Consider the following 24,221-nt stretch of genomic DNA (forward strand, 5'->3'; position numbering starts at 1 on the left):
GGGCGGACCGATCTCGTGGAAATGACAATGCGGCGATGTCTTCACTCGACGAGTCAGTCAGGCGGCGCTTCCCGACCGGGCTCTGATGGTCGTAAGTCGGTCACGGATGCGGGCTTTCTCCGCCACGTCCGTTTTCCGGCGGTTAACGGTTACGGCGTGAGGAAGCGCATTGACTTCGGCGCGGATGGCCGAATTGCATCGCGGGGCACGCGGGCACAGGCAGGTGCGATAATCTGTCGCGGTGGTGGAACCGGAGAGCACAATGAAGCCTGTCCGGCTGACGGCGCGCGGTGAAGCAACCCGGGCCCGGATCGTCCGCGCTGCCGTGGACGTGATGACGGTCAAGGGGGTGGCCGCCACCACCCTCGACGATGTTCGCGCGGCGAGCAGTACCAGCAAGTCGCAGCTCTACCGTCACTATGCCGACAAGGACGCGCTGGTCCAGGATGTGATCGAACATCAGGCCGAAGACCTGCTGACCGCGCAGGGGGAACAGCTGCGCCGGCTCGACTCGGTCAGTGGGCTCGAGCGGTGGCGCGATGCGATCATCCAGCGGAATGCCCTGCGCAACAGGGCATATGGATGCCAGCTCGGCTCGCTGGCGTGTGAGCTTTCCGATCAGAACGAGCGGGCTCGATCCGCTCTGGCCGGCCACTTCGAAACCTGGCGCGGCCTGATCGCGGATGGTCTGCGGCGGATGCGCGACGCGGGCAAACTGCGCCGCGACGCCGATCCCGAACGGCTCGCGATCGGCTTGATGGGCGCCCTCGAAGGCGGGTACTTGCTCGCGCAGACCGAGGGGGACATCAAGTCCATGCGCATCGCGCTCGACATGGCCATCGACTACATCCGCACTCTCGAAGTGTGAGCCGCCGGTAACGGGATACCGGGGGAGCGAACGATCTCTGGGTAGTCGACGTCGGCCGCACGACATGCGTGTTGACCTGCCGGCCATCCGAACCGGTGAGAAAAAAACGACCTCGATGACACGCGGCAGAGAGGACTGTATAGTCCAAAGCGTGATCAACAGCCTCTGCCGGCCCGCGGCTGCGAAGCTGTGCTTGCCGCCTGGCTCGTGAGATGACCGCCCGCGTTGAGCCCGCGCTCAAACCGTCTCCGTCTCGAGTGGACGGTCGGCGTCGATTTCGACGGGTGCGGGTCTGCCGCCCAGTCGTCGGCCGGTCTCGTTCCGGTTCAGGTGAACCGTCTGCTTCGGACTCTCTGTAAGCGCGATGGTGCGTCTTGACAATGAAGGAGAAATTTCGTGAGCGAAGACTTCGAAGGTCGCAAGCTTGTTGTTGTCGGCGGTAGTAGTGGAATAGGTTTCGCCACGGCCGAGCAGGTGATCGCCGGCGGCGGCAGCGCCGTGATCACCGGTCGGAATCCGGAGAAGCTGCAGGCGGCGGTGGAAGCGCTGGCGCAGCACGGTAAGGCATGGGGCATCGCCGCGGAGCTGACCGACCGTGCCCGGATTCCCGAAGTGCGAAAGCGTATCGAGGGTGAACACGCCGACGCCAGCTTGCTGGTCAACGGGGCCGGAATCTTCGTCCCCAAACCCTTCACCGAGTACGACGAAGACTTCTACGACTCATTCAACGAACTGAACCGTGCGATGTTCTTCATCACCCAGACCGTCGTCGCCGGCATGCTCTCCGCGGGCAACGCAGGGTCGATCGTCAACATCGGCGCGATGTGGGCGCACCAGGGGATCGCGGCGACGCCGCACACCGGTTTCTCCGTGCAGAAGGGCGGCCTGCACTCCCTGACGAAGGCGCTTGCGATCGAGTTGGCACCCCACGACATCCGGGTCAACGCGGTGTCACCGGCGGCGGTGCGGACCCCGCCGTACTACCGGCTGGTTCCTGAGGCGCACCTCGAGGACCCCGTGAGCAGTTTCGCCAGCATGCATCCGCTGGGCCGGGTCGGAACCGTGGAAGATGTCGCGAACATGGCGTCATTTCTGCTCTCGGAAAAAGCGAGCTGGATGACCGGCGCGATCGTCGACGTCGACGGCGGTGTCATGGCCGGGCGCAACTGAACCGCGGAAGCAGAAAATTCGGCGCCAGGAGGTTTTTCATGGTTCCCTCGCGGATCGTAGGTCGTTTCTTGCTTGTCGCCGCGCTGGCCGGCGCGACAGCCTGCAGCTCTGCTGCCCAGAGCACGCCGGCCGCGGTGACGGGCACCACCGCGGTGACAAGCACGGCAGTTTCGCCGCCCCAGGTGAGTGTGTTGCTGCAACAGGCCCTTCCGAACGCTGAGGGCAAGACGTTCACGTCGCAGATCGTGGACTTCTCGCCGGGCTCGGCCGCGCCGTCTCATCGCCACGGTCAGGCTTTCGTGTACGCCTACGTGCTGCAGGGCGATGTGCGAAGCCAGGTCGACGACCAGGCGGTGACCACGTACCACCAGGGTCAGAGCTGGTTCGAAAAACCCGGCGCCCACCACGTCGTCGCGGCGAACCCGAGCACGACCGAGTCCGCCAAGCTGCTGGTCGTCTACGTTTCCACCACCGGGGACCCGCTCCAGGCCAACGATCCCCCTCAGTAGCCGTCGGTGCCGGCCCGACGCGAGCCACCAGCGGCAGGAAGATCTGCCCACTCCGTGCGGCTAACGGAGGACTTCGTGTGTCCGCACGGGACGGCGACCGGCAGTACAGTCGGTGACGTCGCCGCCCGGAGAAGGGAGAGAATTGTGACCGATATCCGGCAACCCGCCACTGACCTCAGCCTGAACGTGGTCGCCGAGCTGTCCGCGCAGCTGCGGGTCGACTCGATCCGCAGCAGCACCAGCGCGGGCTCCGGCCATCCCACTTCCAGCATGTCCGCGGCGGATCTGCTCGCGGTGCTCGTGGGCCGGCATCTGCGCTACGACTGGGATCGTCCCGAAGCGGACACCAACGACCACCTGATCTTCTCGAAGGGGCACGCTTCCCCGCTGCTGTACTCGGTGTACAAGGCTGTCGGGGCCATCTCCGACGACGAGCTGATGACCGGTTACCGGCGCTTCGGCTCGCGTCTGCAAGGCCACCCCACGCCGATCCTGCCGTGGGTCGACGTCGCCACCGGCTCGCTCGGGCAGGGCCTGCCCGACGCCGTCGGCGTGGCACTGGCCGGCAAGTACCTGGACAAGCTGCCTTATCGCGTATGGGTGTTGTGCGGCGACAGCGAGATGGCGGAAGGGTCGATCTGGGAAGCGCTGGACAAGGCGAGTCATTACGGGCTCGGCAACCTCGTGGCGATGGTCGACGTCAACCGGCTGGGCCAGCGCGGGCCCACGGAACTCGGCTGGGACCTCGACGCCTACGCCCGCCGTGCCGAGTCGTTCGGCGCGACGGTGATCTCCGTGGACGGCCACGACTTGCCGGCGATCGACCAGGCGCTCTATGCCGCGGGGGCGGGCGGTGACCGGCCGACAGTGATCCTTGCCAAGACCGTGAAGGGCAAGGGCTTCTCCGAAGTCGAGGACCAGGAGGGGTGGCACGGCAAGGCGCTGCCGGCCGAGATGGCCGAGCGCGCGCTCGTCGAGCTGGGCGGTGAGCGGAATCTGCTCGTCCGCGGGCCGGTGCCGGCCTTCGACCGTGGACCCGAATTGCGGCCGGCGAGCGCTGCCACGCCGAGACCTGCTTACGCACTGGGCGAGAAGGTGGCCACCCGGAAGGCTTACGGCGACGCACTGAAGTGGCTGGGCGGCATCGATCCCCGCGTCGTCGCCATGGACTGCGAGGTCAGCAACTCGACGCACACCGACGAGTTCGCTCACGCCTACCCTGAGCGCTACTTCGAGATGTACATCGCCGAGCAGCAGCTCATCGCAGCGGCTGTCGGGCTGAGCGTGCGCCACTACGTGCCGTTCGCGTCGACGTTCGCCGCGTTCTTCACCAGGGCGTACGACTTCATCCGCATGGCGGCGATCTCCGCGGCGAACATCCGGCTGGTCGGCTCGCACGCCGGCGTCGAGATCGGCGCCGATGGCCCCTCGCAGATGGGGCTCGAGGACCTCGCGATGATGCGCGCGGTTCAAGGCTCGACGGTCCTGTACCCCAGCGACGGGCCGAGCACCGTGGCACTGACCAAGGAGATGGCCGACCGGCCCGGCGTCTCCTACCTGCGCACGACGCGCGGCGGGTACCCGACGCTGTACTCGGAGGTAGACGAGTTTCCGATCGGTGGCGCCAAAGTGCTGCGTTCCACCGACGACGACGTGGTGACGCTGATCGGAGCCGGAGTGACGCTGCACGAATGCCTGGCCGCGGCCGACGAGCTGGCGCGGGAGAACATCGTCGCGCGGGTGATCGACCTCTACTCGGTCAAGCCGGTGGACACCGAGACGCTGATCGCCGCGGCCGACGTGACCGGCGGACGGATCGTGGTCTCCGAGGACCACCACCCGGAGGGCGGGCTCGGGTCCGCCGTCGCCGACGCGCTCTTGGCGAGCGGGCTGACACCGCTGCGGATGAAACACCTGGCAGTGCGGGAACTGCCCGGCTCGGGCGCTGCGCACGAGCTGCTGGACGCGGTGGGGATCTCCGCGTCGCACATCGCCGGCGCGGTACGGGAGCTGCTGGCCTGAACGCAGGTCGGGGTGGCTGCCAAGGAGCTCGGTTTCACGCCTCTCCGGATTCGCCGGCAGCAGCGATGATGTGGGTCACGCCGGCGACGTCGAAGTACTCTTCGATTCGGGTGATCTTGCCGCCGCTGACGGCGAGGTACATCGCGATGTCGAGAGCGGACTCCTCGCCGTTGGGCAGCTGCCCGCGCAGGACGTGCTGTTGGAAGACCCCGTCTCCGACGTCGACCCGGCGGGACACGTCGAAGCGCAGGCCGCGGATGGCCGTGCTGAACAGCCGGAGGACGGCGAGATTGGCTTCGCGGTCCTGTTCGCCGGCACCGTCGTTGTGCCAGATCACGGCATCCTGCGCGTAGAGGGCACGCGCGGTGTCGATGTCGCCACGTTCGACTGCACGGAAGAAGTCGTCTACGACGGAGATGTTGGTCTTGGTCTCAGGCATGGGTGCCACCCTCACTGTGTGAATCGGCCGCGATCCGAACCTACCCAGGCTGACTGGACTGTATAGTCCCCTAATCGGTTCGCTTCCGCTGGAAAAGCCGGTCGAAGCTGACGGCGAACGTGTCGACGGGGGAGAGGGCCAGCAGCAGGGTCGCGGCCGCGGCGGCGAAGACCGAGGCGCTCAGCGGAGCTTCCCAACCCAGGAACAACCCCATCGACACGCCGAACACCGCCAGCAGCGCCGTTGCCGCCCAGGCGGACCAGCGCACGAGGACGCCGGCCAGCAACGTCAGGCCCAGTACCGATTCCGCGGCGGTCGCGCCCCACGCGGCCGCGCCGCTGAGCCCGTCGGGCACGTACGGTGAAAGGCTGTGCGTGTAGGCGGTGTACGCGGCGAAATCGCCCCACCCGACCTGCCCGGTGTGCGGCGGGCCCCATCCGCCGAACCGATCGGCGACGGCCGAGAGGAATCCGGCGGCCAATGCGAGGCGTGCGAGCACGGTCGCGGCCGACCACACCCGTTCCCTCCGGGCGATGGAGTTCGGGGACAGGGCGCCCCGCAGGGTCCGGGACCTGGACTGTTCCTCGGTTCGTGAAACCATCAAGTCTCCTTTGTGGACGCTCTGCGAACGATCTCGATGCTAGGCAGGGCGCGGCCGGAACCGAAACCCCCCGGATCGGCGGTAATTGATCTTGAATCTCGGCACAGGTGCATCGTGGACCGATCCACCTCAGTCAAGAGGACTGTATAGTCCAAGCGGTGATGGACGACTGGTGGACGTTGGGGTCGAAGACCGGTCCGGCCCCGATCGGGGCGATCCCCTCCTGGATCGCGACACAGTGAGACGCCTGGTGAAGCCGCGGCGTGGTTGCAGAACATCAGACGAAGAGAAAGGCATGGCTCGATGTCCGACGTGTCAGCGAAGACCGGCGTCGCGCGGCGGGGGACAACACGCACCCTGGCGTTCTTGTCCGCCGTGGTCGCGCTCGTGGCGTCGTTCGCCGCGGTGGGCTCGACGATCCCGCTGTTCAACATCTACCGGGCCGAGGACGGGTTCACCAACGCCGACATCTCGATCACCGTCGTCGCCTACTCCGTCGCCACCCTCAGCACACTGCTGGCGCTGGGACGGGTGTCCAACCACCTGGGGCGACGGCCCACCTCCATCGCCAGCCTCGGTCTGCTCCTGCTGGGCTGTGTGCTGTTGTTGAACGTGCACCACCAGATCTCGCCCCAGGCGTAGCGGGTGATGAAGTCCTGGAACACGGAGGTGAACTCGGTGGTCGTGGCGATCGCCCGATCCACGTGGGCGTCGCCCAGGACGGTCCTGCGTACGGCGAGGCCGGCGGCATAGCGGGAGCCGTCGTCACCGGGGCTTGTCGTGTCACCTGTCTCGCCGAAGCCGTCGAGATGGCAGCGCAGCGCGGCCAGCACGGAAGCGGGACGTTCGACCGTGACGAGGTGCGCCGCGTGCGCGACCTCGGTGAGGCTCGCTCCCGGAATTCGATCTGCCAGGAGGCGGGCGTGGTCGACCGGTGTCACCCGGTCCTCACGACCGGCGATCACCAGCGTGGGTGCGGTGATCCGGGACAGCTCGGCACGGAGGTCGAACGAAGCCAGTGCTTCGCAGCTCGCGGCGTAGGCCGTGGCGTCGGTGGCCCGCAGGCCGGCGACCAGCGCCTGGGCGGCGGGATCGGCCACGAAGGCCGGGGTGAACCACCGGTCGGCGGCGGTATCCGCGACGGGAGCGATGCCCTCGGTTCGGACGAGGCGCGCGCGTTCGTGCCAGCGGTCAGGCTCGCCGAAGTGAGCCGACGTGGAGACGAGCATGAGCGAGGCGACGCGGTCGGGATGGTGGACGGCGAGCCACGTGCCGATGGCTCCGCCCAACGAGGTCCCCGCATAGGCGAAGCGGGCGATGCCGAGGTGGTCCGCGAGCGCGAGAACCAGGCCGGCGATGTCGCCGACGGTGGCCTCGACGGGCAGTAGCTCAGCCGGAGAGCCGCCGTGCCCCGGTAGGTCGTACCGGATCACCTGACGGCCACGAGCCAGGGCCGATGTCTGCGGCTCCCACGAGGACAGCGTGGTACCGAGTGACGGTCCGAGTATCAAAGGGTGCGCGCCGCCCGCACCGTCGGCGCGATGATGCAGGACGGTCATGGGATGTCTTTCGTGCTGGTTGTCATCACGATCGGTGACGGGTCGGACGCGTCCAGGTCATCGAGGACCGTTGCTGGACCCGCCCCTGTGCCGACCGGCGGTCGTCCAGACACCGGCCACTGGTGCCAGGCCCGGCGTCGACGAGACCGAGACCCGCGTTGGCGCGGTTCCGGATCTCGTCGACGCCCCGTCGGCGATTCCTCGCCGAGTTCTGTGCACTGCGGTAGCCGCGATGACGGGGAGGCTCAGATGAAGGTGAACAGCCGGTCTGCCTCGAAGCGCGAAATCGGGCCCTTGTACGCCTTGGCCCGGTCGGGGTAGCCGAGAGCCAGCAGCACGGTGGTGGTGTGACCGGTTTCGCGGATCTTGAACGCCTTGTCGACGCTGGTCGGGTCGAACCCTTCGAGCGGTGTGGCGTCGACGCCGAGCTCGACGGCCGCCATCATGGTCATCCCGAGCACCATGTAGGTCTGCTTTTCCATCCAGTGGTTCAGATCCTTGTAGGCGTAGTTGCGCAGGTTCAGGAAGTCCCGCGTCATGTACTGCCACATCGCGTTCTTTTCCGGGTCGGGAAACCGGCCGTCGGCGGTCTCCTTGGCGAACACGTCATCGAGGTGGCTGTCGGGCACATCCGCCCGCGTCGTGAGAATAATGGTGTGCGACGCGTTCAGGATCTTCGAGCCGTTGTCCTGGAATCGTTCGCCCAAGTTGTCCGCGAGCTGCTTCTTGGCTTCGGCCGAGGCGAGGACGTAGAAGTGGTTCGGCTGGATGTTCGTCGAGGTCGGCGCGGACCGCAGGAACCGCAGCAATTGGTGAAGGGTTTCGTCCGGGATGGTCTTGCTGCCGTCGAAAGCCCGGGTGAGGTGCTGACTCATGAGCTTTTCGAGATCCATGTTCATCTGCTTTCTTGTGGCAACCGATAGGTGAACAGCGGTGGTTCGGGGAGTCCTGGCTAGTTCTTGCCGCGGGCGATCAGTTCGCCGATCCGGTCGAAGCCCAGACCCGTGGTGGCGGCCGCGAGGTCCCCGGCGACGAGGGCCTTGGTGGCCTGTTCGAGTGCCGCCATCGCGTTGGCGTAGAGGAACGGCCCCAAACTGATGCGCTTGACGCCGGCCTTCTGCAGCTGGGCGACCGTCAGCACCTTGTCCGAAGGGGACACGAGGACGTTGACCGGCGTGGGCGCGACCGCGGTGACGATCGCCTCGAGTGCGTCGAGGTCGGGCGGGAACGGTGCGTAGACCACATCCGCGCCGACCTCGGCGAATGCCGTGAGGCGCCGGATCGTGTCGTCGAGATCGGGTCGCCCCTGGATGAAGTTGTCGGTGCGCCCGGTCACGACGATGCGTCCCCTGGCCGCGTCGACGGCGCCGCGCACGCGAAGGACCGCCTCGTCGAAGTCGCGGATCGGCTGGTCGGGATCACCCGAGGTGTCCTCGACGCCGATACCGGCCAGGCCGAACTCGACGGCGGCCTCGACGGTCGCCGCGACGTCTTCGGGCGTGTCGCCGTAACCGTCCTCGAAGTCGCCATTCACGGGCAGTCCGGTGAGCCGGGCGAGGAGCCCCGCATGCTCGAGGTGCTCGCTGCGGGTGACTTCGTGGCGGCCATCGGGCCGGCCGAGCATGGCCGCGAGCGCTGCCGACGACGTCGCGATCGCCTCGAAACCGGCATCGGCCAGCATCAGTGCCGAGAGGCCGTCCCAGGCGTTGGGCATGACGAGGCCACCGTCGCGGGTGTGCAGCGCCATGAATTTCTCATAGAGCTCGGAGCCCGGCATATCGCACCTTTCGTGGATGATCATGGGGCCGTGAGAGGGTTACCGGGCTGTGTGCGCCGCCTTGACCGCGGCTGCGGTGATCAGCCGGGTGTGCCGGCGGCGTCGACCGCGGGGATGTCGATGTCGGTCTGGTTGACGTTGTTGATGAAGTTCGTGAGCAGCGCTTGCACCGCGACGGTGACAATCGCCAAGATCTGTGCGTCGGTGTACCCGGCGTCTCGCACACCCGCGAGGTCCTCGTCACTGACCTGTCCGCGGCTGTCGACCACCCGCCGAGCGAAGTTGGCGGCCGCGGCGCGCTTGGGGTCGACCGAACTCCCGGCGCGGCCCAGAGCGATGTCGTCACTCGACATACCGCCGAACTCGGACGACACGTAGGTGTGCATTGCCAGGCAGTAATCGCAGCCGTTGGCTTCCGACACGGTCAGCGCGATGCTGTGCCGGGTCCTCGCGTCCAGGACCCGGCTCAAGGTGCCTTGCAGGGTCGTGACGACTTCGAGGACAGTCGGGTTCGACGCGATGACCTTGAACATGTCCGGGACGAAGCCGAGCTGCGCACCAACCCCCTCGAGTATCCGCCGCGAGCCGGCGGGGACGTCTTCTGGAGCGGGCGCGTTCAGTCGTGACACAGCGAATCAACCTCCGGTAGGTGTGTGAGTGGTCAGCGTCGCGCTCAAGTCGGCTCTTACTGCTCCCGAGTTCCGCCGCGACGGTGAGCCCGCGCTGCCTGCGGCTTGGCCGGTGGCGCCGGTTGCGTCGGACCTGGTGACATGTGCTGCGCGAAGAACTCTTAACTGGACTATACAGACCAGAAACTCGCGCGTGAACGCTCCCCGTTGAGTCAGGTTTACCGACACCAACGCTCGCTGGTTGACAGGCAATGGACTTTTACGTCCACTGGTGAGGACACCGCACGCCATCTGAAGGACCTTGCTCCTGCGCACCCGAGGGAGGCGACGATGGACCTGCCGCCGGACTGTTCTCTGCGCTGGCAGCCCGCCTTCCCCGTGGACGCGAAGCTGACGCTCAAGAGCCTGAGGCGCGGCCGCCACGATCCGACCCACCGTGAGGAAGCCGACGGGACCCTGTGGCGGACAGCCCTGGCCCCGTCCGGGCCGGTCACCTACCGGATCCGGCAACAGCGCCTGGACGATCTGGACGTCGACGCGTGGGGGCCCGGTGCCGCGGAGTTCGTCGACAACGTCCGTACCGAGCTCGGCGAACACGACCGTCCCGAGGACTTCCGACCGGCACACCCCGTTCTGGAGCGGGCCTGGAGCAGGTTGCCCGGCCTCCGCGTTCCGCACACGGGACGGCTGTTCGAAGCCCTCGTGCCGGCAATCCTCGAGCAGCGGGTGGTCGGCTTGGACGCGCAAGCCGCCTGGACCCGCCTCGTCGGCGCGCACGGCGGCCCGGCACCGGGTCCGGCGCCCGGCCCGATGCGGGTCATGCCTTCGCCCGAGGTGTGGGCGAACCTTCCGATCTGGGAATGGCGGCGTGCCGGCGTCGACCTGCACCGCTCGAAGACCGTCATCTTCGCCGCACGGCACGCGGCCAAGCTCGATCGCGCGGCCGGCGACCCCGCTCGCGCGTATCAACTGATGGCAGCGATGCGGGGCATCGGGGCGTGGACCTCAGCACAGGTCGGGCACCGCGCGCTCGGCGACGCCGACGCGCTGCCGCTCGGCGACTTCCACCTCGGCCGGATGACCGGCACGGCCCTGCTCGGCCGGCCACTGGCGCAGCACGAGATCGAGGCGTTCTACCTGCCGTGGCGGCCGCACCGCTACCGGGTGGTTCGCCTCCTCGAGCTCACTCCGCGCGCTGCGCCGCGGCGCAGCCACCGCGCACCACGCGCCCGGCCGTTCCGCTGACGATCGGCGATGAACAGCCTACGTCAAATGACGTAGGAACTGCGTTGAATGACTGAGTGACGCCCGGGAAAAACGACCGATTGCCGGGGTTTCCCCGCCCGCCCTAAGTTCGATCCAGTGGTTGACGGAAGGAACTCAATGACATCGATCGTCCATTTACTGGATGGTGCCTGTGTCGCGATCCTCAAGGGATACCGGGACGGGTGGACGAAGCCGTCGGAGTTGCGCGTCAGTCCCTCCGGGTACGAATCCGTTGCGCTGGTGAAGCGCTTCGAAGTGTCCCGCGGAAATCCATTGGTACTGCTCGATCTCGATGTTGTCGTCGATCGCTCACTCGAGGGCGACAAGACGGCCATCACGTGGGCGGGAACGCCGGAACAGGAGTCTCAATGCTGAGTGCTGAGGAGAACGCGTATCTCTGCCGGGTCGGGCCGGGCACGCCGATGGGTGCGCTGCTGCGCCGGTACTGGCTCCCGATCTGCCTCTCGAGTGACGTGGCCGAGCCGGACGGACCTCCCCGGAAGTTCCGCTTGGTCGGCGAGGATTTCGTGGTGTTCCGTGATTCCGCCGGAACCGTCGGCGTGCTGGACGAGAAATGCATGCACCGCGGCGCTTCGCTGGCGATCGGCCGCGTGGAGGACTGCGGTATCCGTTGCCTGTACCACGGGTGGAAGTTCGGGGCGGACGGGTCGATCCAGGAGACGCCCAATCTCCCGGACTCACGGTTCCGTAGCCGGCTGCGGGCACCGGCACACCCCGTGCACGAGGCCGGTCAGATTGTGTGGGTGTACCTGGGCCCGGCGGACAAGCAGCCCCCGCCGCCGAGCTACGTCTGGATGAACGTGCCGCCGGGACACCTGGCGACGACGAAGATGGTGCACAAGGGCAACTTCATCCAGGGGGTTGAAGGAGAGATCGACTCGTCCCATGTCGGCCTGCTCCATCAGACCGAGATCGCCCTCGCCCGGACGGGTGAATACGACCCGGAGGGTATTGGCCGGGACCGCTTCCCGACGACCGACGACGCTCCGGTACTCGAGGTCGAGGACACGAAGTTCGGCTTCCACTATGCGGCGATCCGGAAGCTCAAGGGTGAGCACGAAGGCCAGTCCTACGTTCGCGTGACGCCGTTCATCATGCCGTTCCAGGCGCTGATCCCCCCGATGAACCTGGGTTTCATGTACGTCCCGATCGACGACACGCACACCTGCACGTATGTGGTGACGGGCGACCCGGCCAAGCCGATCGACAAGGCGGAATGGCTCAAGTGGCGAAGCCTCGAGGATGTCCAAGCGCCGAACTACACCCTGAATCCTAAGCAGGATCGCGAGGCGATGGCAGCGGGCACCTCGTTCTCGGGAGTGGCCGGCCTCATTCCCCAGGACGCGCTCGTGACCGATTCGATGGAGCCCATCGTCGACCGGTCGAAAGAGCACCTCGTCGCGGCGGACGTCGCCGTGGTGCGCATGCGACGCCTGCTGATCGACGCGGCGCGCAGTGTCGAGGCGGGCGGCGATCCCGTGGGGCTCGACGGCTCCGTCGACTGGGCCAAGTTCACCGCCGGGTCGGGAGTCGTCCCCCAGGGGGTTGCGTGGCAGACGCTGGTCCCGACGAACGTCACTGATTGATCGAACCGCCCATCACGCCGGAGGCCGGCCGCCGACCGGCCTCCCGGCCCGCACGAAGCGACGACGAAGTGGAGTCGAACGGTGACCCAGACGGACATGACACGGAGAGAGGTCGACCTCGACCTCGTGGTGGTGCGACGAACCGTGATCGCCCAGGAGGTCGTCGAGCTGGTCCTTGCGAGCCGGTCGGGAGAGGGCCTTCCCGCGTGGGATGCCGGCAGCCACGTGGATCTTCTCCTCGACGACGGCCTCGTGCGGCAGTACTCACTCTGCGGTCGCCCGGCGCGCGCCGAGTGGCGCGTCGCGGTGCTGCGCGAACGCGATGGCCGCGGAGGGTCGGCCCACGTCCACGATCGGCTGGCCGAAGGCGCCACCGTGCGCGCTCGGGGGCCGAGGAACAACTTCCCGCTGCTGCCCTCGCCGCGCTACCTGTTCATCGCCGGCGGGATCGGCATCACCCCGATCCTGCCCATGGTCGCCGCGGCCGAGGAGGCCGGCGCCCAGTGGCAGCTGTTGTACGGAGGGCGCACCCGCGGGTCGATGGCCTACAGTGCGGAGCTCGCGTCGAGATACGGGAGCCGCGTCGTCCTCTGCCCGGAAGACGAGAACGGCCGGCTCGACCTGGACGAGTGGCTCGGGACTCCGGCCGACGACGTCCTCGTCTACTGCTGCGGACCGGAGTCCTTGCTGCTCGCGGTCGAGGAACGGTGTGCGGAGTGGCAAACCGGCTCGTTGCGGCTGGAGCGCTTCGTCCCGAAGGCAGTACCCGATTCGCCGGACCACTCGTCGTTCGAGGTCGAGCTGGCTCGTACCGGCGGCTCGCTGACGGTAGCGCCTGGCGAAACCATTCTCAGAGCAGTGGAACGCGCCGGGGTCCGGCCTCCCTATTCGTGCGAGCAGGGTACGTGCGGGACCTGTGAGACGAAAGTGCTTTCCGGAACGCCGGACCATCGCGACTCCCTGCTCACGGAAGAGGAACGGGAAGAAGGCAAGACCATGATGATCTGCGTGTCCCGGGCCGCGTGCTCGAAGCTCGTACTCGATTTATGATGTCGCGGAGCCCGGCCGGCACCGGATGCGACATTCCCGCCAGGCCACCATCGGGCGTGCTGTCCTCGGCGGCACGATCAGCCTCACCACCTCGGTCCACCGGGAGCAGCAATGGCCACTGATCGCGGCCTTCAGGCGATGTCGCGGGTCGCGGCGACCTTGGCCGGATCGGGTTCCCTGTCCGACACTCTCACCGCCCTCGCAGGTGAGGTCCGGCGGTCGGCCGGACTCGCGGCCGTCCACATTCAACTCAGCGAGGCAGGCTGGCGCACGCTGCCCATCGGAGCGTTGTCAGGTCTGCCCGGAACCGCGGACGAATTGCGCGACCGGCTCGTCCAGTGCCAGGCGCTCGGCGCCGAACTGGTCTCCCTCAACGCGATTGCCCAACGCCGGCCCGTTGTCGTATCCCAGCGCCGGGAGACCTTTCACACCAATCCCGCCTGGGCGCCGATCCTTTCGATACATCAGGCGATTTCCTGGGAGAGCTTCGTGGCCGCGCCGTTGATCTTGCCCGACGGTGTGCTCGGTTACCTGAGCGCCTTCTACCCGCCCGGCCAAGAACCGGATCCCGACGAGATCTACTTCCTGTCGGCCGTCGCGGACCAGGCCGCGGTGACGATCGACCACGCCGGGATGATCGTCGACAGCCGCGCCCGCGCGGTCATGGAGGAGCGTCGCAAGTTGGCCGCCGACCTGCATGACTCCATCGTGCAGGAGATGTTCTCGTTGTCGATGCACGCCAGGGCGATCGAACTGACCAGCGAGACGTCCGGGGCCGTTGCGGTCGCCAAGATTCGCGCCGACGCCGCTCGGGTGGTGGATCTGTCGCAGTCGGTGGTGAAGTCGTTCCGTTCGATGATCGCGGAACTGCGGGCACCGCAGCCTCCGGAAAGGTCCGTGGTGATGTCGATCCGCGAGTGGGTCGCCGAGGCGAGTCGCGACACCGATCTGACGGTGAAGGTCGTCGACGAGGTCGGCGACATGGACCTGCTTCCCGAGCATCGGGAAGAAGTGTGGTTCCTCGTTCGTGAAGCGTTCCACAACGTCGTCAAGCACGCCCGGGCGAAGCACGCGGTCATCCGATTCGCGCAACGACACGAGGAGTCCCGAACCCTCCTGGTCATCGAGACGTCCGACGACGGAGTGGGGTTCCAAGAGCGAAGCTCGCTTCCCGGCCACGTGGGTTTGATTTCGATGAGCGAACGCGCCGAGCGCCTCGGGGGGACGCTCACCATCGTGACCCGGCCCGGCAGCGGCACTCTCGTGCGCCTCGAGTTCTGTCCGGCCGAGCCGGGAAGCAGGTCGCTCCGTGCCGACAGCGCCGTCCGGATCGACTGGCAGGAACCGTCCGACGTGGCGAGCGAGAAGCAGTGAACGAGCCGGCAGCCGAGCAGATCCGACTGATGCTCGTGGACGACCACGCGGTGGTCAGGGCCGGGCTGCGTTCGTATGCCGACGCGGTTCCCGAGCTTTCGGTGGTGGGCGAGGCCGTTGACGGGGCAGACGCGCTGGGGCGCCTCGCGGAACTGGCCCAGGAGGGCCGGTTACCGGATGTGATCCTGATGGATCTGGTCCTTCCGGGTATCGACGGGATACAGGTCGGCAGTCTGATCACCGCGCGGTATCCCACCGTGAAGATCCTGATCATGACCAGCTTCAGTGAGACGGGGAACGTCCGGCGGGCCATCGACGCCGGCTTGTCCGGTTACCTCCTCAAAGACGCGGGTTCCGACGAGATCGTCGCGGCGGTGCGAGCCGCGGCTCGCGGTGAGCTTTATCTGGACTCCGCGATCACCCGCTGCCTGACCGGCCCGGCCGAACGAAGCGGCACAGGTCTTGACGGGCTGACACCGCGCGAGCGTGAGGTGCTGATCCACATCGCGACGGGGCTGTCCAACATCCAGATCGCGAACAAGCTGCAGATCAGCGAACGCACGGCTCGCACCCACGTCAGCAACCTGTTCGCCAAGTTGGGCGTCGGCTCACGGACACAGGCCGCACTGCTCGCCGTCCGCGCGGGTCTCACCTCGGAGTCGCCCTGACCTGACCGGCGCTGGGCCGGCCGCTCCGGCGAAACTGATTGTCGGTCACCGTGCCGGCTGTGCACCGGCCGTGCCGGCGTGGGGATCGCGGGCGGCGAGGACGGTGAACACCGTGGCGATGAGCGCCAGGCCGCCGTACCCGAGTGCGATCTGCGGTAGCGACAAGAACGCGGAGAGCCGGCCGGCGATGAGGGCTGGGATCGTCGCGCCGCAGTAGGACAGGATGTAGACGACCGTGAAGATCGGCGCCCGGTCGGCCACGTCGCTGCCCTCCAGCAGGCCGCGGGTGGCGGAACTGATGGCGATGCCTTGGCTGGCGCCGGCGACGATCGTCGCGGCGAAGAACAGCACCAGCGCACCGGTTGCGATCGCCGTGATGATGCCGATCATCCCCAGCAGGAACCCGATCATGCCGACGCGCTGGGCCACCGCCGGCGTGAACCGGCCACCGAGCGGAGCGCCGAGAACACTCGGACCCATGTACGCGGCGAACACCAGCCCCAGAATGAGGGGGCTCTGACTGCGGAGCTGGTCTTCGACCAAGGCCGGCACGAAGGCTTGGAAGAACGCCCCGGTCGCCCAGGTGGACAGGAGCACCGCCGCCGCGACGGGGAGCAGGTGCCTCACCCTGGCCGGAACGCGGACCCGGGGCCGCAGCGACCGCCAAGCGCCCGGCGTCGGAGTGACGGTTTCCGGGCTCACGATGATGAGCGCGGCAGAGACGAGAAGCAGGCCGATCACGACCAGGTAGATGAGATCGCGCGGCCACGGACCGAACTGGACCAGCGCGCCGGAACCGATGGCGCCGACGGCGAGGCCGAGCATCACTGTCTGACTGGAGGCGACGGAGGCCAACCAAGCGGGCCTGGCCGGTGCGGCGTCGACGATGTAGGACGTGAGGCTGCTGCTGGCCACGCCGGCACCGAAGCCCATCAGGAGCCGGCCGGCGATCAAGATGCCAATGACTCGTCCCGGCCTCTCCCGGGCGACCCGCCGGTGCATGACCCTCACCGCGATGATCGCCAACGGCCACCAGGAGGAATTCGCCATGCACATCCGGGCCGCGCTGCGGGACGGAATCACTCCCGCGGAAATCCAGGAAGTCCTGCTGCAATCGGCCATCTACTGCGGGGTACCCGCGGCCAACACCGCATTCACCATCGCCAACAGAATAATGGCGGAGAACGGCGACTGACTGGATCAGTGTGCTGGCACGAGATCGTTCGGCGCCGACATTCGACTCGACCTGCGTCAAACTGTCCTGAATATTTTTCACAGTATGGTCGTGCGGTAAGTGGTGCCCGAGTGCGCCGATGCTCTTTGTTGATCAGCGTCGTAAGACGTCAAGATTTCACGCCGCCAATACCGCTGAACTGAAAGTACTGTTCAGGCGAAGAGCGGATGCAGAGAGAGGTGCCCGATGAAGGCGATCGTGGTGACGGACGAGGCCGCGGGAACGGCCGGGATGAAGCTCGTGGAACGGTCCGAGCCGGCCGCGGCGGGGAACGATGTCCTCGTCGAGGTTCACGCGTCGGGGTTCACCCCGGGTGAGCTGTCGTGGCCCTCGACCTGGACGGATCGCCTGGACCGGGATCGGACGCCGTCGATTCCCGGGCACGAGGTGGCCGGCGTGGTCGCGAGCCTGGGCTACGGCACCGCGGGATTGTCGGTCGGTCAACGGGTGTTCGGGCTGACCGACTGGACTCGCGACGGCACGCTGGCGGAGTACGCGGTCGTCGAGGCGCGCAACCTCGCGCCGCTGCCCGGTGATGTGGACTTCACCGTGGGTGCGAGCCTCCCGATCTCGGGTTTGACCGCGTGGCAGGGGTTGTTCGTGCACGGCCGGCTGGAGGCCGGGCAGAGCGTCCTCGTCCACGGCGCGGCCGGGGGAGTCGGGTCGATGGTGACGCAGCTCGCGCGTGAGGCGGGTGCTTACATCGTGGGCACCGGGCGCAAGGCCGACGGTGAGGCGGCGCGGGATTTCGGTGCGAACGAGTTCGTCGACCTGGAGAACGACGCCCTGGAAGAGGTCGGGGGTGTGGATCTGGTGTTCGATGTGTTCGGTGGTGACATCGGGTCGCGGTCCGCGGGTCTGGTTCGGGCCGGAGGGATGCTGGTGACGATCGCCGGCCCGCCGGAGACCCGGCCCGCCGACGGCTTGGCGATCGACTTCGTCGTCGAGGCCGATCGCGCTCAGCTGGGTGAAATCGTGCAGCGGGTGCGAGACGGCCGGGTGCGCACGAACATCGGCACCGTGGCGAGCCTCGATGACGCCGTGGCCGCCTTCAACCCGACCCAGCGGAAAAAGGGCAAGACGATCATCCGCGTTCGCCCGTGACGACTCGAAGACCAAGACTGGTTCGACGCTACGGCCTTGTCGACCCGTGGCAAGTTTTCGATTCGGCCCGCGGAGGTTCGTGATCCACGGCGACAGAGCACGTAGGGGAGACCTGGTCTTCCGGCCGCAGCAGCGACACGCTGTCCACCGGAGCGGAGGCGTGTCGCGGCGGGGCAGCGCTGCCAGGCCCGCCGGCGGTTGCGGATGACGTCGGCGGGCCCCTCATCTGATACTGCCGTGAGCGTTGGGGCACTGGCCGGATGAATCCCGAAGCGCCTGAAGGACGCCTCGGGGACGTCGAAAACGGTGCCGGTGCTCAATCGAGCTGGTGGACATAGCTGATGAAACCCTGAAAGTCGGCGACCTTGTCGTAGAGCAGCCGCGCACGGTCGTTGTCTTGCTTGGTGTGCCAGTAAAGCCGGGCTGCGCCGCGGTCCCGGGCCACCTGGGCGACGTGCTCGATCAGCAAGCGCCCTGCGCCGTGGCCGCGCGCGGCCTTGTCCACGAACAGGTCCTGCAGGTAGCACGAACCTGACGACCACGGGTTGGCGTGGAACAGGTAATGGGCGATGCCGACCACCTGCCCGTCGTCGAGCCGGGCGGCGCAGCCGAACACTTCCTCGGCCCGCAGAAGCCGGTGCCAGGTCCGCTCGTAATCCTGATCCGACACCTCGGTCCGGTAGAACTCCTTGTAACCGCGCGCCAATTCTTCCCAGCGGTCGCGGTCTTCCGCCCGCAGCGGACTGATCTCGATCATTTCGCCATTATGGGCAGGGAGTGTCCAAGGTGGAAGGCCGGTCAGAGATGCGCACGTGGATGTCGAGGTCCGTGTACTCGTCCCCCTCCCTGCCTGACAGTGTCTCGGCGTCGGTGGTTCTCACTCGTAAGAATCACCGGAGAGCGGGTGCTAACGGTCCAGGATTGCAATGGACAAGCCGGCGCCAGGCACCCAGGGTTCGTGGCGGTCACCCACGAAATGACAAGTCTCGAGGCAAGGCATGAGCAACTGCGACGCACTGGACGAGTTCCTCCGGACCGATCCGCGGGACGTCGGTTGCGACCTCGCTCTCGACGCGCTCCACACCTATGCGGAGATGGCGGCGGCCGGCGACAACCCCGAAGAGCATTACCCGGGGTTGGCGACACATTTGCAGTCGTGCTGCGCCTGCTCGGGAGATCACGAGGCCCTGTTGCGCGCGCTGCGCGAATTCGGCGGCGACGACCCGCGCTGACCAGCGTCCCATCCGGTCCTTCGGTGCCGGCGCCTGTGCCCTCCTGTGAGAGGTCAGGTCAGCTGCGGACTTCGCTCGATGACCGGGGCATGAGAGGCCTGCCCAGTCCAGAACGATACCGAGAGGAATGCGTCCTCAGGTGATCGAGCGACACGTCGAGAACCGTGGCCAGCTGGTCGGGGTCACGCGTGGTCCGGGCGAGCAGGAATCCGCCCTGCAGTGCACCCATGATGGCGGTGGCGATCGTGTCCGGGTCGGCGCCGGAGTCGAGCTCACCGTTTTCCTGGATGCGCCGGAACGCCGCCGCGAGAAGGCTTTCCCACGCCGCGAACCCATTGACCAGCGCGCGGTGACCACGGTCGTACCGTCCGGCGAGCTCGCCGATGAGCGACCCGATCGGGCAGCCGCCGGCGCCGCCGCTGACGCGGTTGTCCTCGACGAGCTTGTCCCGCCAGGCTTGGAGGTCGGAGAGCGAGCGCACTCCCTCAAGCAGGGGCTTCTGAGCGGCCAGCACGCCCGCCACCTGGGCTTGGACGACCGCCTCGAAAAGCGCGTCTTCGTTCTCGAACACCTGCTGGAGTCGTGTCTCGGGGACACCGCTGGCCGCCGTGACGTCGGCGAAGGTGATTTCCCCGAGCTGGCGCTCGCGCAGCAGGTTGATCGCCGCTGTCACAACCAGCCGGTGCGGCTCCGGGGCATCCTCGGCGTGCATCCCGGTCTGGTCACCCGACATGCCTCGAACACTAGCGGACGTGCGGTCCGGAGTACACCTCGGCCCGGAAGAGTTCTGGACGGTCAGGTCCACTGTTCGATTCCGGTGCGGGGCGGCTACGCGGCCAGGAAGGTACGAACGTGATCGATCGCCATGTCGAGCGTCAGCTTCATGGGCTCGGCGGAGTGGGCTGTCTGCGCGAGCAGGTAACCACCCTGCAACGCGGCGACCAGAAAGGTCGCGAGCTTTTCGGGATCCGCGTCCCGCCGGAGGATGCCGGAGGCGCGCATCCGCGTCAGCCCCTCGGCCAGCAGCTCCTCCCAGATCTCGAAGTACTTCGCGAGCATCGAGCGGGCTTCTTGGTCCCGATCGGCCAGTTCGGCGGCCAGCGAGCCGATCGCGCAGCCGTAGGCTCCGTCGCGGAGGGAGGCACGCTGGACGAGCGCGTCGCGCCAGCGTTCGAGGCCGCGGATCGAGTTCAACCGCCTGAGCTGGTCCTCCTGGCGGGCGATGAGCTGCGCGCCCTGGGCTGCCACGACCTCGCGCACGAGGGCCTTCTTGTCGGGGAAGTGGTGGTAGAGCTGCGACTTGCTCGTGCTGCTGGCTGCCCGGACGTCGTCGAGCGTGGTCGCGGCCACCCCTTTGACCTGGATCAAGTCGACCGCCGCCTGCACGATGCGGGACCGGGTCGCCGCGCCGCGGGCGGTCAGCCGGGTTGTCTGCGTCGTGCCCTGCGGTTCGTCCACGGCCGTCAGGTTACCGCACGGTGTGACCGGCGACCTACGACCAGCTGGACCGCACGGTCCGCATGGAGGCAGTAACCGGCCCCGTCGAGAGCAGGCTGGGTGCGCTCGGCCGAGGCCTCGTCGCGCGTCGTGTGCGGGACGTAGCCGGCGATCGACTCCACGATGGAAGGCGGCGTACCCGCGCGAGCAACGGTATCCTCCCTGGTAGCCGCATTGGCGCCGTGCGTTCGGTCGACGGGAAGGCGCGGCGAACCCGGGGCGGATCGTTCGTGGCGGCGGGGCCGGCACGCTGTCCCGTCCGGCGTTCGTCGAGGCCGAGCCCCGAGATCTGCCGCAGCCGCTGAGCCGAGCTTACCGATTCCTTTCGGGTTTCAGTCCGCCGCGAATCGCGCCACGGGATGGCGATCGCGCCACGGCGGTCGAGGCGAGGCAGCGGGTCGGGAACGCGGCTCTCACGGGAGCGTGAGGTCGCGCTGTGACGCGCCACGCGGTGGTGGTACATGCTTTGCTTGGACCTCAGGGTCCAGTATACGGTGGCATCATGCTGGACCTTGAGGTGGCGCCGATTCGACGCCGTGCCCGAATGTCTGCGAATAATGATGCTTTTCACTGGGAAACTTCAGCAAATGAGGTCGCTGCGACTGGGGGCAATGGCCGGACGTCGAACGTTGTCGAAGAGCGAGATAAGGGACCTATCAGTCCAGTTTATGAGGTCCGGGCAAGTGTGATCGTTCTGTTGCGCCGGGGGGTCGGGTCATGACCGGTGATTCCGCCGGAGAGGGGGCGAGCTTCGAGTCCGTGGCCGATGGCGCTGCAAGGCAACGGGTATTGGCCGCGGTGGTGGACCTGTTGTGCCGGCGCGGGCTGCGAGCCGCGGAACTCACCGTGGTGGCCGACATGGCGGGCGTGAGCGCATCGTGGCTGCGTGGGTACTTCGCGGACGTCGAGGCGCTCGTCGCGGAGGTGGTGCGGATCCAGGTTCGCGACGTCTTCGAGGGTCCCGGCCGCCGGCTGATGGCGGCGGTCAGCCCCGACGACCTCTACCGGTGGCGTGACGATGTCGTGGCCCGTTATCGCGCCACGTGGATCTCGGCCGGATACCCGCTGGGCATCGTCGTCCACGAGTTGACTGGGCGCGACGGCCGGGCCGGCCAGGCCCTGGCGACGAGCCTCGGGCCGTGGCAGTCCGCGCTAGAAGGCGCCTTCCTGCGGCTGCGCGATCGCGGCGAGCTCGCGATCGGGTCGAGGCCGGCCGAATTGGCGACCGCGGTCATGGGTGCGCTCGTCGGTGCGATGGGCCGGTACCGGAAGGCGGGCACATCGGGCGACGTGCTGGAGCCATTCGACATCATGCTCCGCCACGTCCTCGCCGCGCGAGGCCGATGATCGGCCCGGAGTGCGTTTGTGCCCGTCCTGAGGGTGTTCCTTCGTGGCGAACGGCCGGGCCGGCGTTCTGGCCCAGTTGGTCCTCGCTGACCTCGGCGGATGACCGACCCCCGATGGCTGTCGCGTCCGTCGTCGCAGGTGCGCGTGCGGTAACCTGTCACCGTGGCAGAACCGGAGCGCACGGTGAGGGCTACCCGGCTGACGGCGCGGGGTGAGGCGACGCGCGCCCGAATCCTGCAAGCGGCGGTCGATTTGATGTCTGTGAAGGGCGTGGCCGCGACGACGCTGGACGATGTGCGCGCGGCCAGCGGCACGAGCAAGTCGCAACTTTATCACCACTTCGATGACAAGGACGCCTTGGTCCAGGAAGTCATCGGCCGCCGGGCGCAGGTCCTGCTCGGTTGGCACGAGGAGCAGCTGAGGCGGCTGAACTCCATGCGGGGTCTCGAGCGGTGGCGAGACGCGGTCGTCCAGCACAACGCCCTGCGCAACGGTGCGTACGGTTGCCCCCTCGGCTCGATGGCGAGTGAGCTGTCCGACCGGAACGAACGAGCACGTTCAGAGCTCGCCGCGCACTTCGAGCGGTGGGAAGGCCTGATCGCGGAGGGTTTGGAGCGGATGCGAGTCGCCGGCAAGCTGCGGCCCGACGCCGACGCTCAGCGGCTCGCGATCGGGCTGATCGGGGCCCTTCAAGGCGGGTACCTGCTCGCGCAGACCAAACAGGACGTCGCGCCCATGAAGGTCGCGCTGGACATGGCGATCGACTGCATCAGGGCGTTCGAGGCCTGACTTCGGCTCCGATCGTCCGGGCCCACGGACGGGACTCGGTGGACCAGTTCTCATCCGGCGAAGCGGTCTGGTCGGCGTGCTTCCTCAGCAGACTGCTCCGCGATGTCCCCTGATGGTGGTGGCGAGCAGGGCCATGGCCTCGTCGATGGCGTGTGATGCGATGTTGCCGTAGCCGATCACCACACCGTCAGGGTTCGGGTCAGGGTTGAGCTGGTAGCGGGTGATGGAGTCGAAAACGATCCCGTGGGCTCGTGCGCGCGCGGTCAAGTGATCGGGGTGGGTGTCGTCGAGTCGCGTGGCGAGGGTCTGGACCCCGGCGGCCGTCCCGACGAGCCGCAGGGGCACGCGATGGCGGGTGATGGCCAGTTCGAGTGCTCGCCGGGCTGTTCGGTAGCGGGTCCGGGCGGCGCGGATGTGCCGGTCGTAATCGCCGGCTTCGACGAGATGGGCCAGAGCGAGCTGATCGAGAGTCGGGCTGCCGTGATCGGCGAGGAACTTGTTCGGCAGTAGCTCGGCGTGCAGCTCGGCCGGGCTGACCAGCCAGCCCAACCGGACCGCCGGGGCGAGTGTCTTGCTGGTGGATCCAACGTAGACGACACGGTCGGGCGCACGGCCTTGCAGACAGCCGACGGCACGTCGATCGAAACGGAACTCGCCGTCGTAGTCGTCCTCGACGACGATGGCGCCGCATCTCCCGGCCCAGGCCAGCACCGCCTCCCGGCGGGTGGGCGCCATGATCGCACCGGTGGGGAACTGATGGGCCGGCGTGGTCAGCACCGCGTCGACGCCCCGCTCGGGTAGTTGATCCACGAGGATGCCGTCGGCATCGACCGGGACGGGCAGGACGGTCAGGCCGGCCTGGCGCAGGATGGGCGCCCGGTGTGGCAAGCCGGGGTCCTCGAGCGCGACGGTCATGGCACCTCGGGTACGCAGCGTTTGTGCGAGCAAGTGGAGACCTTGAGTAAAGCCCGCGCAGATCAACAGCCGCTGGGGGTCGGCGTCCACGCCGCGGACCCGGCCGAGGTAAGCGGCCAGCACTCGGCGCAGCCGGGGATGTCCCGCGGGGTCGGGGTAGCCCAGATCGGAATCCGCCGCGGCGGCCAGCGCGGCCGTCCACGCACGCCGCCAGAGGCGGCGAGGGAACGCCGACAGCGTCGGAATGCCAGGACGCATGTCCCATCGAGGTACGCCCTCTCCCGACCGGAGAGCGTCCGGCACCTCGGTCGCCGGCGGGAGGGACAGCTCGGAGACGCAGGTACCGGAGCCCGGCCGACTGACCAGATAGCCCTCGGCGGTGAGCTGCGTGTAGACCTCGACCACAAGGCGCCGGGAGATTCCCAGGTCTTCGGCCAATACGCGGCTGGCGGGCAACCGCTCGCCGGCCGCTAGTGTCGCGTGTCGTTAGTTGTTTGACGGTTGGGTGGGTGTCAGAATGCGGTATGGCGAATCGACCGGCTGCCGCGCTGTCTCTTCGTGATG

26 protein-coding genes and 1 pseudogene are annotated in these 24,221 nt (G+C 67.6%); 15 read left to right on the top strand and 12 right to left on the bottom strand.

Annotation, left to right across the window (positions count from 1 at the left end; all coding sequences use genetic code 11):
- Nucleotides 1–241: 241 nt before the first annotated feature.
- From AB0383_RS47120 to AB0383_RS47135, 4 genes are all read left to right on the top strand, one after another.
- On the top strand, nt 242–868 hold the full coding sequence (locus tag AB0383_RS47120; RefSeq protein ID WP_364179207.1) for a TetR family transcriptional regulator C-terminal domain-containing protein: 627 nt from the start codon (nt 242–244) through the stop codon (nt 866–868).
- A 396-nt stretch (nt 869–1,264) separates the two neighbouring features.
- Entirely contained in the window at nt 1,265–2,038 is a 774-nt protein-coding gene (locus AB0383_RS47125; RefSeq protein WP_364179205.1) for an SDR family oxidoreductase, read from the top strand.
- Between the two features lie 191 nt (nt 2,039–2,229).
- Entirely contained in the window at nt 2,230–2,547 is a 318-nt protein-coding gene (locus AB0383_RS47130; RefSeq protein WP_364179203.1) for a cupin domain-containing protein, read from the top strand.
- A gap of 144 nt (nt 2,548–2,691) precedes the next feature.
- Complete coding sequence (locus tag AB0383_RS47135) at nt 2,692–4,569, top strand: transketolase (RefSeq protein ID WP_364179201.1); 1,878 nt, start codon at nt 2,692–2,694, stop codon at nt 4,567–4,569.
- Between the two features lie 34 nt (nt 4,570–4,603).
- On the opposite strand, the gene AB0383_RS47140 is transcribed toward AB0383_RS47135, so the two are convergent.
- From AB0383_RS47140 to AB0383_RS47165, 6 genes are all read right to left on the bottom strand, one after another.
- Nucleotides 4,604–5,008 (bottom strand): nuclear transport factor 2 family protein, encoded by a 405-nt coding sequence (locus tag AB0383_RS47140; RefSeq protein WP_364179200.1) that lies wholly within the window; start codon nt 5,006–5,008, stop codon nt 4,604–4,606.
- Nucleotides 5,009–5,078: 70 nt separating this feature from the next.
- On the bottom strand, nt 5,079–5,609 hold the full coding sequence (locus AB0383_RS47145; protein WP_364179198.1) for a hypothetical protein: 531 nt from the start codon (nt 5,607–5,609) through the stop codon (nt 5,079–5,081).
- 488 nt (nt 5,610–6,097) lie between these two features.
- Nucleotides 6,098–7,168, bottom strand: a complete 1,071-nt coding sequence (gene pcaD, locus AB0383_RS47150; RefSeq protein WP_366191019.1) for a 3-oxoadipate enol-lactonase — start codon at nt 7,166–7,168, stop codon at nt 6,098–6,100.
- Nucleotides 7,169–7,413: 245 nt separating this feature from the next.
- Complete coding sequence (locus tag AB0383_RS47155) at nt 7,414–8,061, bottom strand: nitroreductase family protein (protein WP_285974235.1); 648 nt, start codon at nt 8,059–8,061, stop codon at nt 7,414–7,416.
- A gap of 59 nt (nt 8,062–8,120) precedes the next feature.
- The gene (locus AB0383_RS47160; RefSeq protein WP_364179181.1) at nt 8,121–8,945 is read right to left on the bottom strand and encodes an isocitrate lyase/phosphoenolpyruvate mutase family protein; all 825 of its coding nucleotides are present in this window, start codon (nt 8,943–8,945) and stop codon (nt 8,121–8,123) included.
- Between the two features lie 80 nt (nt 8,946–9,025).
- Nucleotides 9,026–9,574 (bottom strand): carboxymuconolactone decarboxylase family protein, encoded by a 549-nt coding sequence (locus AB0383_RS47165; protein ID WP_364179183.1) that lies wholly within the window; start codon nt 9,572–9,574, stop codon nt 9,026–9,028.
- 330 nt (nt 9,575–9,904) lie between these two features.
- Between AB0383_RS47165 and AB0383_RS47170 the strand changes: the two genes are divergently transcribed.
- The 6 genes from AB0383_RS47170 (at nt 9,905) to AB0383_RS47195 (ending at nt 15,539) form a co-directional block, all read left to right on the top strand.
- Nucleotides 9,905–10,819 (top strand): DNA-3-methyladenine glycosylase 2 family protein, encoded by a 915-nt coding sequence (locus AB0383_RS47170; protein ID WP_364179185.1) that lies wholly within the window; start codon nt 9,905–9,907, stop codon nt 10,817–10,819.
- A gap of 138 nt (nt 10,820–10,957) precedes the next feature.
- Entirely contained in the window at nt 10,958–11,215 is a 258-nt protein-coding gene (locus AB0383_RS47175; RefSeq protein ID WP_364179187.1) for a hypothetical protein, read from the top strand.
- A gap of 47 nt (nt 11,216–11,262) precedes the next feature.
- The gene (locus AB0383_RS47180; RefSeq protein ID WP_366191034.1) at nt 11,263–12,447 is read left to right on the top strand and encodes a Rieske 2Fe-2S domain-containing protein; all 1,185 of its coding nucleotides are present in this window, start codon (nt 11,263–11,265) and stop codon (nt 12,445–12,447) included.
- Nucleotides 12,448–12,543: 96 nt separating this feature from the next.
- On the top strand, nt 12,544–13,497 hold the full coding sequence (locus AB0383_RS47185) for a PDR/VanB family oxidoreductase (protein WP_364179191.1): 954 nt from the start codon (nt 12,544–12,546) through the stop codon (nt 13,495–13,497).
- 138 nt (nt 13,498–13,635) lie between these two features.
- Nucleotides 13,636–14,871: a histidine kinase gene (locus tag AB0383_RS47190; protein WP_364179193.1), complete on the top strand. Its 1,236-nt coding sequence runs from the start codon at nt 13,636–13,638 to the stop codon at nt 14,869–14,871.
- The gene (locus tag AB0383_RS47195; protein WP_366191023.1) at nt 14,868–15,539 is read left to right on the top strand and encodes a response regulator transcription factor; all 672 of its coding nucleotides are present in this window, start codon (nt 14,868–14,870) and stop codon (nt 15,537–15,539) included. The genes AB0383_RS47190 and AB0383_RS47195 overlap by 4 nt, the downstream gene beginning before the upstream one ends.
- A gap of 45 nt (nt 15,540–15,584) precedes the next feature.
- Here the strand turns inward: AB0383_RS47195 and AB0383_RS47200 are convergent, their stop codons facing one another.
- Nucleotides 15,585–16,565 (bottom strand): hypothetical protein, encoded by a 981-nt coding sequence (locus AB0383_RS47200; protein WP_366191025.1) that lies wholly within the window; start codon nt 16,563–16,565, stop codon nt 15,585–15,587.
- On the opposite strand from AB0383_RS47200, the gene AB0383_RS47205 reads away from it, so the two are divergent.
- Nucleotides 16,555–16,734 carry a carboxymuconolactone decarboxylase family protein gene (locus tag AB0383_RS47205; RefSeq protein WP_366191027.1) on the top strand — a complete coding sequence of 60 codons (180 nt, stop codon included), beginning with the start codon at nt 16,555–16,557 and terminating at the stop codon, nt 16,732–16,734. The genes AB0383_RS47200 and AB0383_RS47205 overlap by 11 nt on opposite strands.
- A gap of 225 nt (nt 16,735–16,959) precedes the next feature.
- Entirely contained in the window at nt 16,960–17,877 is a 918-nt protein-coding gene (locus AB0383_RS47210) for an NADP-dependent oxidoreductase (protein ID WP_364179177.1), read from the top strand.
- 316 nt (nt 17,878–18,193) lie between these two features.
- On the opposite strand, the gene AB0383_RS47215 is transcribed toward AB0383_RS47210, so the two are convergent.
- A complete protein-coding gene (locus AB0383_RS47215) occupies nt 18,194–18,634 on the bottom strand; it encodes a GNAT family N-acetyltransferase (protein WP_364179175.1) in 441 nt (146 codons plus the stop codon).
- A gap of 241 nt (nt 18,635–18,875) precedes the next feature.
- Between AB0383_RS47215 and AB0383_RS47220 the strand changes: the two genes are divergently transcribed.
- The gene (locus tag AB0383_RS47220) at nt 18,876–19,109 is read left to right on the top strand and encodes a hypothetical protein (protein ID WP_364179173.1); all 234 of its coding nucleotides are present in this window, start codon (nt 18,876–18,878) and stop codon (nt 19,107–19,109) included.
- Nucleotides 19,110–19,167: 58 nt separating this feature from the next.
- Here the strand turns inward: AB0383_RS47220 and AB0383_RS47225 are convergent, their stop codons facing one another.
- A complete protein-coding gene (locus AB0383_RS47225) occupies nt 19,168–19,842 on the bottom strand; it encodes a TetR family transcriptional regulator C-terminal domain-containing protein (RefSeq protein ID WP_366191030.1) in 675 nt (224 codons plus the stop codon).
- A gap of 95 nt (nt 19,843–19,937) precedes the next feature.
- Complete coding sequence (locus AB0383_RS47230) at nt 19,938–20,567, bottom strand: TetR family transcriptional regulator C-terminal domain-containing protein (RefSeq protein ID WP_364179169.1); 630 nt, start codon at nt 20,565–20,567, stop codon at nt 19,938–19,940.
- Nucleotides 20,568–21,323: 756 nt separating this feature from the next.
- Between AB0383_RS47230 and AB0383_RS47235 the strand changes: the two genes are divergently transcribed.
- A complete protein-coding gene (locus AB0383_RS47235; protein ID WP_364179167.1) occupies nt 21,324–21,953 on the top strand; it encodes a hypothetical protein in 630 nt (209 codons plus the stop codon).
- 162 nt (nt 21,954–22,115) lie between these two features.
- Nucleotides 22,116–22,742 carry a TetR/AcrR family transcriptional regulator gene (locus AB0383_RS47240; RefSeq protein ID WP_364179165.1) on the top strand — a complete coding sequence of 209 codons (627 nt, stop codon included), beginning with the start codon at nt 22,116–22,118 and terminating at the stop codon, nt 22,740–22,742.
- Nucleotides 22,743–22,826: 84 nt separating this feature from the next.
- Here AB0383_RS47240 and AB0383_RS47245 read toward each other — a convergent pair whose 3' ends face one another.
- Nucleotides 22,827–23,915: a PLP-dependent aminotransferase family protein gene (locus AB0383_RS47245; protein WP_366191036.1), complete on the bottom strand. Its 1,089-nt coding sequence runs from the start codon at nt 23,913–23,915 to the stop codon at nt 22,827–22,829.
- An 87-nt stretch (nt 23,916–24,002) separates the two neighbouring features.
- Nucleotides 24,003–24,122: pseudogene (locus AB0383_RS47250) on the bottom strand (GntR family transcriptional regulator); the annotation flags it as partial.
- Between the last annotated feature and the right edge of the window lie 99 nt (nt 24,123–24,221).

This window comes from Amycolatopsis sp. NPDC051373 (genome assembly GCF_040689465.1).
Taxonomy (GTDB): domain Bacteria; phylum Actinomycetota; class Actinomycetes; order Mycobacteriales; family Pseudonocardiaceae; genus Amycolatopsis.